Genomic DNA, 12,899 nt, shown 5'->3' with positions numbered 1-12,899 from the left:
TGTTTAAACAAGCGGCATCTTGGCAAGTCGCGTGAGCAACTCGTCCAGTTCATTGATCTCTTGCGACCATAACGGCTTGGGCATGGGGCCTAGGGCGATAAGGCCGGCGAGTACATCGGTGACTTCTTGCGCTCGGGTGCGTTCCTGTTGAAGGCCGCCGTTGAGCCGTTCCACCTGAATGGCGAGCCGAAGCGGTTCATCTTGCTGTTGTACGCGTCCCATGGCCAGTAATGAAAGGTGGACGCGAAGGCGGGCTAGCTGTTCCTGCAGCTGTGCTTCGTGACCGTCGGGCAGAGCTTCCTCGCGGCGTTGATTACGCTGATGGTGAGCGTCGGCAAAAGGCGCAGGCAGTGATTGCTCGCCCAGCACCGTTGTCGCGTCTACCGTCTCGGGCGGCTCCCCCGCCAAGCGGCGCTCGTCGGCATTTAAGTGCGCCTCCATTAAGGGCATTAGTTGCTGCCAGGTGGTGACAGTGCCAGCGACCTCAAGGCGATTTAAGCGTTCCCGGCGGGCGCGAATAATACCGCTTAGGCGTCGCTGCATGCCTTCGCTTCGACGGCTGCGGGGCAACGGCTCTAGGCGCGTGGCCTGATCAATAAAGGCCTCTAACGTCGCGCTGTCGGCGGCCTCTTGTGGTTGCCAGCTATCCATTTCGTCAATCAGCGCTTGCAGCGTGTCGAGCTGGTGCTGCTGTTGGGCGAGTTGCTCATGTTTATGCGCATCGCGCAGCGCAAATAGCTGGTCGCATTCGTGGCGAAAAGCTTTCCAAAGCGACTGTTCTTCTCCTTTAGGTGCGCGCCCAAGCTGTCGCCATTGCTGCTGGAGCTGCTTGGCCTGCTCGATGCGCTCGGTTATCGGGCGGTCGTCCTGACGCAGGTCTTGGACTTTTTCGACCAGGCTTTTTTTCTGGCTGGCAATATGCTCAGCGCGGGTGTCGATCAAGGCTTGCAACTGATGTCGAAGGCGGCCAAACCGTCGACCAATGGCTTCGGCCTGATCGCGCGGTACGGGCGAATGGTGCCGCCATTGTTGGCGCGCTTTATCGCGGATTTCGCGCAGAATATCGGGGTCGGCATCTTCCGACGGCTGAGCCAGCAGCGTATCGAGCTGTTCGCATAGGGCTTCCCGGGCACGCAAGTTAGCCTCGCGCTCCTCGGTTAGCCGTTCACGCCATGGGGCGAGACGTTCGTGGATACGGTCTGAAGCGGCGCGAAAACGCGCGGACAGATCTCGGTTAGCGGCGGCATCGCCGAGCGATTTCCATTCTTTCACCAGCTGACGATGATGGCGATCCAGCGCTGTATCCGCCATATGCTGGTCATCGGCTAGCGCCTCAATGGAAGCACACAGTTGCTCGCGCTTTGGCCCGGCGACAAAACCTCGCCAATCGCGCAGTTCGGCCAGTTGCGCTCCCAGGTATTTGAGTCGCGATTTGAGCGGCCTCGTCTCTGGGCCGGTGAGCGCATCGATACGTGGCTTTAACCGCTGATGAAGTCGGCTGGCGCTTTTGAAAGCCCCGCGCTCGAGTAACTGCTCAAAGCTATCTAAATCAGCGTTGTAGGCGTTGAGTTGCTGGGTGTCGGTGGCGGTGTCATTGCCAATATCATTGGCGTGTGATGCCGCCCCGATGGCCTCTTGCGCTTGGCGAGCCAGTGCCGGCATCGTCAAGCTGTCGGGCCAGCGGCATTGGTCGAGCAGCGTCGCAAGCCTGTCGTGGTCGGTATCGGCTAGCGCTTGTTCTACGTCAGCGCTAACGAGCTGCCAGCGTTGCCATGCTGCTATGCAGGCCTCGCAATCGTTGAGCACCTGGGCATAGCGCTGGCGGGTCGAGTCACTGGGCGGGTGCTCGTCGGACAGATGCTGCCAGCGTTGGCCAAGCAGTTGCCGCTGAGCGCGAAGGCTGTCGATATCCTGTGCGGTGAGCGGGTTGCCCAGGCGTAGTCCTTCGAGCGTTTCCTCGATGCCCTCTAGTAGCTGCTCACGCGTTTGATCGGCGGACTCGCGCTGTTGTTCGTGCTGCTGGCGAGCTTGCTCTTGCGTTTCGTGATCGTGCAGCGTTTTGCGGCAGGTGAGCACCGCTTGGTGATAGCGCACTTCTTGATCATGGCTAGGCGATTGGCTGAGGTGTTCCCATTCACGTTGCAGGTGACGCAAACGGCCGCCGAATAATGGTTCCCAAGGGGTTTTGGCGAGACGTTCTAGCTGTTGCAAGAGGGTTTCGCGCTGCTGCTGCTGGGCGTCTGCCCACTGGGCATCCGCGCGCAGCGCATGCAGGCGATCGCGGGCCAGTCGAGTCACTTGGCGATCCCGCCTTGCCTGCTTCAACAGCTGTTTTAAGCCGGCTTCGCTGGTCACGCGATCCGCTGCTTGGTGACGAACGGCCGCCACGCCATTATGGCAAGCGTGTTCGATTAGGTCGGTTTCGTCAGTCAGTTTGGCCAGCGCGTCGAGGCGTAAATTGAGATTGTCCCCTTTGAAGGCAATGGCATTGAGTAGCGTGGCATCATCGATGCGCTCAAGCAGTGCTTCACGTTGACTAAGCACCGTGTGACCCTGCTGGCCGCTGAGGCGTTGGCATACTGCTTCTTGCCAAGCGGGGTCGTCTTGATGTGTCGGGTAAGCCTCGACGAGTCCGTCAAGGTCATCAAGGGCGAGGAGCGCTGCTAGCTGAATGGCGCTGTCCTGATCCTTAGTAAGTGAGGCAAGCGCTTTACGCTGCTCTGCATTGTCCGGATCAAGGCGATAGAGGGCCTGGCGACGTACCTCGGGGTTGGGGTGTTGCCAGCGAGGTGCGAACAGGCGTCTTAACAGTCCGTGCATGGATCATCCTGCTGTGGGGCGCTTTGCGTGAAAAAAAATCAGACACCGACCTTTAGGAGGTTGCAGTTGTCGGCGCTGTCGCTTAGCGTTGCCTTATTACTTGGGAATGGCGAGAGCAAATTCTCACCGCCCTAAATGCGCTAATGCGCTACCTTAATATCTTACCTGATCATGACATGGAGTTCGGCCATGAGCCTCAATGTGGATAGTGCCGACGTGGCCTTTACCTTTAAAGGCGGCATGCTGCCGATGACCGTCATGGAGCTAAGCAGCGCTGACCCAGAGCATATCCGGCGTCAACTGGCGAGCAAGCTGTCTCAGTCTCCCGCCTTCTTTCAGCATACACCGGTTGTGCTCAGCGTGGAAAAACTCGATGAGCCACACCTATCGCTGGAGCGCATCTGCGCGGTTTGTCGCGACCACAAGCTACTACCCGTCGCAGTGAGAGGCGGTAGCGAACCGGTTCGCCAATCGGCTTGGGCGCTCGGCCTTGGCTGGTTCGCTCCGGTCGATGAGAGCCGCGCACAGATGCTTAAAAGTGTCAGCAGCGAACCTGTCGCGTCTAGCGAAGGCGCAGCTCCCAGTGCGCTAGGTGACGAAAGCGCGGAGAACGGAGAATCTTCAGCCCTTGGAGCCACGCGGGTGTACCGCGGTACAGTGCGTTCGGGGCAGCAAGTCAGCGCATCTTCTGGGGACTTGGTGGTCATTGGTGCCGTGAATGCCGGTGCTGAAGTACTCGCCGCTGGCAGTATTCATGTTTATGGCGCATTGCGCGGACGAGCGTTAGCGGGTATTCATGGCAACATGCAGGCAGGTATCTATTGCCGCGAGCTGACCGCGGAACTCTTGTCAGTGGCGGGTAATTATAAACGTCTGGAAGATATCGATTCTCAGCTGCTAGGTGCTCCCGCTGAGGTGCATTTCACAAAAGAACAGTTAGAAATTAAACCGCTTAATTAGCGATAACAGTGACAATCGTTGAGAATACCAGCCATGCGGCCATACCGCGTGGCTTATTGATGACATAGACGTTCCCGTTGTACGTAGTGCGCCACCGGCGTGCTTGCGAAGAACGACTTCAAGAAGGAAGTGACTCTTGGCCAAAATTATTGTAGTGACCTCGGGTAAAGGAGGGGTCGGTAAGACCACAAGTGCTGCCGCTATTTCTACAGGATTAGCGCTGCGCGGCAAGAAAACCGTGGTGATCGATTTCGACGTGGGCTTGCGCAACCTGGATCTGATAATGGGCTGCGAGCGACGTGTGGTATATGACCTGGTCAACGTGATTCAGGGCGAAGCAGGGCTTAACCAAGCACTGATTCGCGACAAACGCGTTGAGAACTTGTTTATCCTGCCGGCCTCGCAAACCCGCGATAAAGATGCTTTGACCCAGGAAGGGGTCGCTGAAGTGCTCGATAAACTCAAACAAGACTTTGATTTTATCCTCTGCGACTCGCCTGCGGGGATCGAACGCGGCGCGCAGTTGGCGATGTACTTTGCCGATGAAGCGATCGTGGTGACCAACCCCGAAGTATCGTCAGTGCGCGATTCCGACCGTATTCTTGGCCTGCTGGCGTCGAAAACACGTCGCGCCGAGGAGAGCAGCGATCCTATCAAAGAGCACCTGCTGGTCACGCGTTATAACCCTGAGCGAGTGACCTCCGGGGATATGCTGACGCTGGACGATATCCGCGAAATATTGGCGATTAACCTGCTCGGCTTGATTCCCGAGTCCGAAGCGGTGTTGCGGGCGTCGAACCAAGGCGTTCCGGTGACCCACGATATTTCAAGCGACGCCGGCCAAGCCTATAGCGATACCGTTTCACGTTTACTCGGTGAAGACATGCCGCTGCGCTTTCACGAAATGCAGCGTAAAGGCTTGATAAGCCGCATGTTTGGGGGAGGTCGGCGATGAAACTGCTGGAGTTCTTAAAGCGTGAGCGCAAGAAGTCTGCCTCGGTGGCCAAAGAACGCCTGCAAATTATCGTGGCGCATCAGCGAAGTCAGCGAGGTCAGCCCGATTACATGCCGATGCTGGAGCGCGAGCTGCTGGAGGTCATTCGTCGTTATGTTCACGTCGACGATGACGCCATCCAGATCTCACTGGATAGCGAAGATAACTGTTCGGTGCTCGAATTGAATGTGACGCTGCCCAAAAGCTAAGCCGGCGGTTTGCTAAACACACGGCGAAACCCAGGATGGATATGCTAGGCTTGGGCTTTTCATTGCCCAGCGGAGTGCTTGTCCATGGCGTCACCCAATGCTGCCCCCGCCAGCTTTTTATGGCATGACTATGAGACCTTCGGGGCCGATCCGCGTCGTGATCGGCCCGCTCAATTCGCTGCCTTGCGCACCGATGCGGATTTAAATGAAATCGGTGAGCCTATCGAGCTCTTCTGCCGTCCGGCTGACGACTACGTTCCCCACCCCGCCGCCTGTTTAATTACCGGTATTACCCCGCAAAAAGCCCAGCGTCATGGACTGCCTGAAGCCCAGTTTGCGGGCGAAGTGCAGCGCTATATGAGCGAGCCGGGAACCTGTGTGGTGGGCTATAACAGCCTGCGGTTCGACGACGAAGTATCCCGCCACTTGTTTTACCGTAACCTGTTAGACCCCTACGCCCGTGAGTGGCAAAACGGTAACTCACGCTGGGATCTGATCGATGTCGTCAGGGCGTTTTACGCCCTGAGGCCTGAGGGGATTGAGTGGCCACTGCGCGATGATGGTGCGCCTAGTTTTAAGCTTGAAGACCTAACGGCGGCCAATGGTATTGCCCATGAAGGAGCCCACGACGCGGTCGCCGATGTGCGCGCCACGATTGCACTAGCGCGTCTGCTCAAGTCGTGTAATGGCAAGCTGTTTGACTATCTATTAGGACTGCGCGGTAAGCGGGCGGTCGCCAAACAGCTCGATTTGCCCAGCGCTAAACCCATTTTGCATATTTCTCGCCGCTACCCGGCAAGCCGCGGGTGCAGTGCGCTGGTGATGCCGTTGGCCGAACATCCCAGTAACCCTAATGGGGTCATCGTTTACGATTTAAGCGTGGATCCCAGCGATTTATTGGCCATGTCGGCGGAGCAAATCCGCGAACGGGTTTTCGTCAGTCAGCAAGACTTGGCGGAAGGCGAGGCCCGTATCCCGCTGAAAGTGATTCACATTAACCGCTGCCCGGTGGTATTTCCCGCCACCGCGCTAAAAGACGTGGATGGCCCTCAGCAAGGCGAATACGGCGCAATTGTGGCCCGCTTGGGCCTTGAAATGGATGCCTGCCGACAACACTGGAAGATGCTTCGCGACGCGCCTGCGGTGACCCAGAAGGTCGCCGAGGTATTCAGCGTGGGCTACGACGATGCGCCTCAAGACCCTGATTTGATGCTTTACGCCGGGTCATTTTTCTCAGCGGCTGATCGCAAACAAATGGAGCGGGTGCGGGCAATGGATCCCTGGGATCTGGTCGGCGAGCGATTTGCTTTTCAAGATCCTCGCCTTGAAGAAATGCTGTTCCGCTATCGTGCGCGCAGCTATCCAGAAACGCTGGAGGGAGACGAACTCGAGCAATGGGAAGCGTTTCGCTGGATGCGCATGAATGACGCGACCCTATCGGGCTTTACGTTGAAAGCCTTCGCGCGGGAGATCGAGCGTTACAATCAACAGTCGCTTGGCGATCATGAGCGTCAGATACTGGAAGAGTTGGTGCTCTACGTTGAGGCGATGTTGCCTGCCCAGGCATTTGACGCCTGAGCAGGCAGGAGGGCGGTTATTGCGATGCGTTTTGGGGTAAGGGCAAGAGCTGTTGGCGGATATCTGCCACCTTGCTGGGTTCGTCGCCGGGGTTAAAGCGCACGTCTAGCTGACGTTCACGCAGTGCCGGCCATAGCGTTTGCAGGTCGTTTAGCGTGACCTCCAGTGCCAGCTCGGCTAGCTGCTCGCGCCGGTCGAAACGCACCTCGTCCAGGGCGGTGGCCTGCCAATAGCGATTAGCCATTTGCCCTAAACGCGTGTCGCGTTGGCTCAAGCGGCTATTCACGGCTTGCCGGTAGTCGTCAAGCGTCGCATCATCCAGGTTTTCCAGCCGCTTATCGGCCTCTTCCAGAAATGCATCCATGTGCTCGGCAATGGTGTTGCTATCAGTGTCGGGCGATTGCACGACCATGGCAATCCCAGGCGCTTCGAGTAAGGGTGAGTAGCCCGCATTGACCACGTAGCCGAGCTGCTCTTCGGTGCGCAGGCGCTGATAGAAAGGCGTTTCCAGCCACTGGGCGAGCACTTGAGTGGCGGCTTGCTCGCGCAGCGTTTGGTCACGGCCTTGCAGATAGCGCAATACGATGGATTCTTCACGGCGACTATTCGGGTGCAGCACCGTGTCGGCGCTGGCGCTATCCACTGACAGCGGGGTAAGCGGTGGAATCGCATCGTCAGTTAGCCGGGGCGTTAATTTGCCACGCATCAAATTGGCCTGTTGGCGTGCCAGGCTGGGCGATAAGTTGCCAACGGCCATGGCGTCGACGTAAAGGTCGTCCAGGAAGCGCTTACGAAAGTCGACCAAGTGAACCCGCTCTAAGCGCTGGCTGGCGTCCAGCAGTGCCTGGGTGGACCATTGGGGCGTTAATAGCGCCTTGCCTAGTGTGCCGCTGGCCTGCGCGTATAGCGAGTCTTGAGGCGCATTACGCCACTCGCGTTGCAACCGCTCACGCACACGTTTGAAATCGCCGGGCTGAATATCGGCATTGGTGAGTTGGTTGAGTGCTTCCTCGATTAGCGGGGTTTGGCCATCTCGCCAGCCTGAGAAAGACAGCGTGATGCCGCGTGCGTGTGCGTAGGCGCTGAAGGATTGCCCCGCCAGCCATGCCGGGTAAAGCGATTCGTTAAGGCTGTCGTTAAGCCAGTTGGCCAGTAGCTGAGTGAGCACTGCCTCTTCGGCGGAATAGCTGGCGCTGGGGTGCTGAAGGCTGAGGCGCCACTCAACCTTTGGGGTGTTGAACCGTGCGACCTGCATGTGCCAAGCGGTAAACGATGGCGAGTCAATGAGCGTGTTGGGCTGCTCGTCCTGGCCGTTCAGCAGGGTAAGGTCATTGGCGATAAACGGGTTGGGCCCGGGTAGCGCTAAATCACTTAAGGCCTGCCCGCTTTGACTGGGCGTTTGTTCCTGCCAGGCGGTCTCGAACCAAGGCGTCACTTGGTCGCTTTCAATATCGGGCGCAGAGTAAATGCGCAGCATATTGTCTGGCGTGAGCGCGTTAAGATAGCGCTGATGTTGTTCGGCGTCGAACGCATCCATCCGGTACGCGGCATATTGAACGTCTTCCACCGGGTAGCGCGAGAGGTTCATCGATAGCCGGGTGGCTTCTTGCTGAGGCGCGCCGGGTTGTTGAAAGCGAAACGCTTGTTCGTTCAGGTCGGCTTGTTCGGCGTAGCGCCATTCTTCCAAGCCGCCCTGACGGATGTCCTCGATGGTGGCAAGCAGCGTGGCTTCAATATCGTCTAACCGCTTTGCACCGTCATCGGTAAGACTGATGGATACCGTCAATAAAGCGTGCTGACCATCGGCGCGGCTAATCCCCGCGGAGAGCGCATCGGCGAGCCCCGCGTCTCTGAGCGCAGCGAGCAAACTGCCGTCGCCTTCATCGCCCAGCAAATGGGCAATCAACTGGGTCGGCTTTTGGCGATAAGCGTCGATGGGATCCGGGATAGGAAAGTGAAAGCGGACATGGCGGCGGTCTTCAAGTGTCTGACGTTCCACATAACGGGGCAGCGTGTCGCTTTCGACGAGGGGTGTGTCGATGGTCGGCGCTTCTCGGTCGTTATCGGGTATCTCGGCGAAGCGCTCTACAACCCAGCTTTCTAACGTGTCCAGTGACTGAGGGGCCACTACGGCTAAGTGCATCACATTGGCATCGTAGTAGCGCTCATAAAATGCCATCACTCGCTCGCGAAGGCTTTCCTCACCCTCGGGCGGGTTGGCTAGGGTCTCGCGGCTGCCGATAGCAAATTGAGTAGTGGGGTGGTCAGGGTTGAGCAATTGATCGAGCACTTCGTTTTCGCGCCGCCCTTCATCCCGCCGGCGCGCAATATATTCGGAGTGGACGATGTTGCGTTCGCTTTCAAGACGGTCGGCGTTGAATAGCGGTGAGACAAAAAAAGCGCTAAACCGATCAAGCGCGCCCTCTAAGGCCGACGGCTCAATATTAAAAAAGTAGTTGGTGTCTTGTGGGGCGGTAAAAGCGTTGTGCGACCCGGCGTTACGCGATAGGTACTGCTGATAGGCGTCGGCTTCAGGGTAAGCCTCGGTGCCTAAAAACAGCATGTGTTCTAAGAAGTGGGCCAGACCCAGGAGATCATCCGGATCCTGAGCACTGCCAACCTGGACGTTCATTGACGCCGCTGCTTTGTCGGCGTCGGGGTCGTTAACCAATAACGCGGTTAAGCCATTGTTTAACTCAAGAATACGGTAGTCACGTTCATCAACGGGGCTGACGTGGGGCGCAATAACCTCGTCGATAACGTCATGGTTATCGGCAAAGGCACTGGGGGGCAGCATCAAACTGGCCAGCGCCATGCCCAAAAGGGCTCGCCCAGGCAGCGCGCCTTTTTTCTTAAAATAAGTCTTTAAACCAATAAGTTGCCGCATGTAAGCTCCTATGGCGTGATCCAACGTATCATCGACCCGGTGGGGTGCGCGCAGGCCGTGGACTGATTGGTGGGAACGTTAACTTGTTTTGATACCGGAAAAGCGCCCAACAGTTCCAGCGGTGCGGGTGCTAATAACTGATCAAGGGTAGCGCTGTCGGTGTCGGGGTTTAACCAGGTATCAGCATCCTGCGCGCCAATCACGGCCGGTAGTCGGTCAGTAAGCGGCGATAGACACGCATTCGCAGGTACGGTCACCAGCGCCGTGGAATCGGTAAACGCGGTTAACGTAGTGTGGTAACGACACCATAACCCGGCCAGCAACAGCGGCCCTCGCGTCACCTGCGTCACTAAATAGGGTTGCTTGGCGCGGGGCAGGCGTTTCCAAATATAAAAGCCGCTGACCGGCACAAGACAGCGACGTGAGCGGTAGGCCTCTTGAAACATGCCGCGTTGGTCTAAAGTTTCCGCTCGGGCGCAGTGGGGCGCATTGTCGAGCACGGTCAGCCATGGCGGGGTTAATCCCCAAAACAACGGCGCTAAGCTGAGCGCCCCCTCAACCATGCGGATAGCCGACACTGGCTGGCGAGGGGCCAAGTTGGGCGACTCAATCAATGGTTCAGTTATCTTAAGGCTTGGGAGTAGGCGGGCAAGGGGCAGTTGCTGAACATGTAAACGCCCGGCCATGCAGGCCTCCTTAACGCTAACGCGTTGTGTTTACCCGGTTAGGGGCCGTTATGCATGAAATGTCGCGATTTAGAGTCGAAAACAGTGTTCGATGTGGGGTATCCTATAACATCCCTTGCTCACGCTAAAGCGCGATGAGGCATTCTTCCTGTTTGCCGTTCACCTTAAGAGATCGCCATGGCCCGTCCCAGACAGCATGCGCCCGATGCCCTCCATGCGCAGGTTATGCACGCTTGCGATGAATGGCTGGCTAAGCAGTCAGTTCATGGCTTGTCGTTGCGTGCTTTGGCCAGAGAGGTCGGTTGCGCACCGAGTACCCTGCTAAAACTATACGGCAGTTTTAATACCCTATTGCAGTACGTCAACGTTGAGACATTGGCGCGCTTGCAGTTCACCATTACCAGCTTAGCGTCCGACGAGCCCGAACCCTGGTTGCGCTCGTTGGCGAAAGCCTATTGGCGGTTTGCCGAACAGGATTGTTACCGCTGGCATCTGCTGTTTGATCATCCGCTGGCCAAAGAGGGTGAGCTTGATCAGCGCCAAAGCCACTTAATCGAAGCCTTGTTCACCCAGGTCGAAGCATCGCTCAAGGCTTATCAACCGGCACTGGATGATGCTGAGGCACGGCGCCTGGGCCGCACCCTTTGGGGGAGCGTGCATGGGTTGGTGCAGTTGGGGCTGAATGAGCGCCTCGGCTACTGGCAGGGTCAGCAACTCAAGGTGGACGAGCTGCTTGATCAACTGCTGAGCACTATCTTGGCGGGGCTACGTAACCGTGAGCAGCGCCCGTAATGCGATGGGTTAAGTCAGTGCGTCATCTGTTGCGAGGGGCCATCTTTCTGGTGATGCGGCTGTGCTATCGCCTGCGTGTTCAGGGTCGCGAGCATATTCCTCAGCAGGGCGCGGCGTTGGTGGTGTGTAATCACGTTAGCTTCATGGACGCCTTAGTGCTGGGGGGCAGTAGTCCACGTCCGCTGCGTTTTGTGATGGATCAACCGATTTTCGACTCGCCCTGGCTTAAGTGGTGGTTCCAACTGGTGGGCGCTATTCCCATTGAGTCGGAGCGGCGTAGCCCAGGCGGGATTCGCCGTGCGTTAGATGATGTCAGCCAAGCGCTGCGTCATGGCGAGGTGGTCATGGTGTTTCCTGAGGGGCGTCTAACGCCCGACGGCGAGATTCATGCCTTCCGGCGCGGGCTAGAAACGATCCTCATGCGGGACGCTGTGCCGGTGGTGCCCGCCGGGCTGGCGGGGCTGTGGGGGTCATGGACATCCCATTATGACGGCAAAGCGTTTAAGAAATGGCCCCGGCGCTTTCGAGCGCCGGTGAGCCTGCACTTCGGCAAGCCGATTAACCCACGCGAAATCGGCGATCTCGCACTGCGGCGCTACCTGGAGCAGCAAGTTCGGTCGCTTAAGGCTGAGGCAGACCAGGACATAGCGCCGCGTTAATGGCTTAACCCCGACCCGCGCGAAGCTTTCCAGCAGCGTGCTGAGGTAATTAAGTTCTCTTTAATCGCCAAAATCTCCATCCGCGTCGTGCCGATCTGTAAGCAGGCAGGGCCTTCGGGGAAGCCTTCCAGATGCTCCAAGATTAACCCGTTGAGGGTTTTCGGGCCGTCGGTGGGTAACTGCCAGCCCAGCATCTTATTGATATCGCGAATGGTGGCGGTGCCTTCGATGACGTGACTGCCGTCAGCTTGTTGATGTATATCATCGTCTTCCGATACGTCGGTGGTAAACTCACCGACAATCTCTTCGAGAATATCTTCGAGGGTAACAAGCCCCTCTACGTCCCCATACTCGTCAACCACAATGCCAATGCGGCGCTTTTGTTTCTGGAAGTTGAGCAACTGGGTGTGAAGCGGTGTGGACTCGGGAATAAAGTAGGGCTCACGCGCTTCCTGGACAATCGATGCTTTGGTGACTTCGCTGCGTGACAGGAAGCGCGCCGCGTTGCGCAGGTGAAGCATGCCGATAATGTTATTGATGTCGCCTTTATAGACCGGTAAGCGGGTGTGCTGGCTGGTGCGGATTTGCGCCAGAATATCTTCTAACGAATTATCCAGGTCGATGCCCAGGACTTCGTGTCGCGGCACCATAATGTCATTCACGGTGACGTTTTCTAAATCGAGAATCGACAGCAGCATGGCGCGGTGGCGATAGGGAATCAGCGTGCCGGCTTCGTGTACCACGGTGCGCAGTTCATCCCGTGTCAGGTTGTCGCCGCCGTTTTCCACACTTTTGACGCCGATCAATCGCAACAGGCCGTTGGATACCGCGTTGACCAGCCATACCAGCGGATAAAGCAGTTTAAGTAACGGCTCTAGCGCGTACGAGCTGGGGTAGGCGATGCGCTCAGGCTTTATCGCCGCATAGGTCTTGGGCGTGACTTCCGAAAAAATCAGGATGGTGATGGTGAGCAGCGCGGTGGAAATCGCGGGGCCTGAGACATCGCCGAAAAAATGAATAGCGATAATGGTGGCGATGGAGGCGGCGAGGTTATTGACGAAATTGTTGCCAATAAGAATGACGCCAATCAACCGGTCGGGACGCGCCAGTAAACGCATAACGCGCTTGGCACGGCGGTCGCCGCTGTTGGCATTGTGGCTTAGTCGATAGCGATTAATCGACATCATGCCGGTTTCAGAGCTGGAGAAAAAAGCGGAGAGGGCGATCAGCAAGGCCAGCAAGCCAAAGAGTAATCCCAGGGGGAAGTCATCGCTCAAGTCAGAAATTCCTTTATGCCGTATTCAGCTCGATTTG

10 protein-coding genes are annotated in these 12,899 nt (G+C 57.4%); 6 read left to right on the top strand and 4 right to left on the bottom strand.

Going from position 1 to position 12,899, the window contains the following annotated elements; translation table 11 throughout:
* Positions 1-3: 3 nt before the first annotated feature.
* Positions 4-2,820, bottom strand: coding sequence for a DUF349 domain-containing protein (locus BLR97_RS08080; RefSeq protein ID WP_089704661.1), 2,817 nt, complete (start codon positions 2,818-2,820; stop codon positions 4-6).
* A gap of 189 nt (positions 2,821-3,009) precedes the next feature.
* Here BLR97_RS08080 and minC point away from each other — a divergent pair, with 189 nt between their 5' ends.
* From minC to sbcB, 4 genes are all read left to right on the top strand, one after another.
* Positions 3,010-3,780, top strand: coding sequence for a septum site-determining protein MinC (gene minC, locus BLR97_RS08075; protein WP_089704657.1), 771 nt, complete (start codon positions 3,010-3,012; stop codon positions 3,778-3,780).
* Positions 3,781-3,916: 136 nt separating this feature from the next.
* Positions 3,917-4,735, top strand: coding sequence for a septum site-determining protein MinD (gene minD, locus BLR97_RS08070; protein WP_089704654.1), 819 nt, complete (start codon positions 3,917-3,919; stop codon positions 4,733-4,735).
* Positions 4,732-4,983: a cell division topological specificity factor MinE gene (gene minE / locus BLR97_RS08065; protein WP_027337743.1), complete on the top strand. Its 252-nt coding sequence runs from the start codon at positions 4,732-4,734 to the stop codon at positions 4,981-4,983. Before minD ends, minE begins: the two co-directional genes overlap by 4 nt.
* Positions 4,984-5,067: 84 nt before the next feature.
* Complete coding sequence (gene sbcB, locus BLR97_RS08060) at positions 5,068-6,561, top strand: exodeoxyribonuclease I (RefSeq protein WP_089704650.1); 1,494 nt, start codon at positions 5,068-5,070, stop codon at positions 6,559-6,561.
* Between the two features lie 16 nt (positions 6,562-6,577).
* On the opposite strand, the gene BLR97_RS08055 is transcribed toward sbcB, so the two are convergent.
* Together BLR97_RS08055 and BLR97_RS08050 are read right to left on the bottom strand one after the other, a co-directional pair.
* Complete coding sequence (locus BLR97_RS08055; RefSeq protein ID WP_422821914.1) at positions 6,578-9,358, bottom strand: insulinase family protein; 2,781 nt, start codon at positions 9,356-9,358, stop codon at positions 6,578-6,580.
* Positions 9,359-9,456: 98 nt separating this feature from the next.
* Complete coding sequence (locus BLR97_RS08050; RefSeq protein WP_089704643.1) at positions 9,457-10,134, bottom strand: SOS response-associated peptidase; 678 nt, start codon at positions 10,132-10,134, stop codon at positions 9,457-9,459.
* A gap of 177 nt (positions 10,135-10,311) precedes the next feature.
* On the opposite strand from BLR97_RS08050, the gene BLR97_RS08045 reads away from it, so the two are divergent.
* Together BLR97_RS08045 and BLR97_RS08040 are read left to right on the top strand one after the other, a co-directional pair.
* Positions 10,312-10,926 carry a TetR/AcrR family transcriptional regulator gene (locus tag BLR97_RS08045; protein WP_089704640.1) on the top strand — a complete coding sequence of 205 codons (615 nt, stop codon included), beginning with the start codon at positions 10,312-10,314 and terminating at the stop codon, positions 10,924-10,926.
* Positions 10,926-11,585: a 1-acyl-sn-glycerol-3-phosphate acyltransferase gene (locus tag BLR97_RS08040; RefSeq protein ID WP_089704637.1), complete on the top strand. Its 660-nt coding sequence runs from the start codon at positions 10,926-10,928 to the stop codon at positions 11,583-11,585. Before BLR97_RS08045 ends, BLR97_RS08040 begins: the two co-directional genes overlap by 1 nt.
* Here BLR97_RS08040 and BLR97_RS08035 read toward each other — a convergent pair.
* Positions 11,582-12,862, bottom strand: coding sequence for an HlyC/CorC family transporter (locus BLR97_RS08035; RefSeq protein ID WP_089704634.1), 1,281 nt, complete (start codon positions 12,860-12,862; stop codon positions 11,582-11,584). The genes BLR97_RS08040 and BLR97_RS08035 overlap by 4 nt on opposite strands.
* Positions 12,863-12,899: the final 37 nt, after the last annotated feature.

This window comes from Vreelandella arcis (genome assembly GCF_900103865.1).
GTDB classification, from domain to species: Bacteria; Pseudomonadota; Gammaproteobacteria; order Pseudomonadales; family Halomonadaceae; genus Vreelandella; species Vreelandella arcis.
This window is presented reverse-complemented; position numbering and strand designations above follow the sequence as displayed.

Coding starts and splice junctions, on each gene's coding strand:
- BLR97_RS08040 (WP_089704637.1), top strand. CDS start 10,926: ATGCGATGGGTTAAGTCAGTGCGTCATCTGTTGCGAGGGGCCATCTTT.
- minE (WP_027337743.1), top strand. CDS start 4,732: ATGAAACTGCTGGAGTTCTTAAAGCGTGAGCGCAAGAAGTCTGCCTCG.
- BLR97_RS08045 (WP_089704640.1), top strand. CDS start 10,312: ATGGCCCGTCCCAGACAGCATGCGCCCGATGCCCTCCATGCGCAGGTT.
- BLR97_RS08080 (WP_089704661.1), bottom strand. CDS start 2,820: ATGCACGGACTGTTAAGACGCCTGTTCGCACCTCGCTGGCAACACCCC.
- sbcB (WP_089704650.1), top strand. CDS start 5,068: ATGGCGTCACCCAATGCTGCCCCCGCCAGCTTTTTATGGCATGACTAT.
- minC (WP_089704657.1), top strand. CDS start 3,010: ATGAGCCTCAATGTGGATAGTGCCGACGTGGCCTTTACCTTTAAAGGC.
- BLR97_RS08050 (WP_089704643.1), bottom strand. CDS start 10,134: ATGGCCGGGCGTTTACATGTTCAGCAACTGCCCCTTGCCCGCCTACTC.
- BLR97_RS08055 (WP_422821914.1), bottom strand. CDS start 9,358: ATGCTGCCCCCCAGTGCCTTTGCCGATAACCATGACGTTATCGACGAG.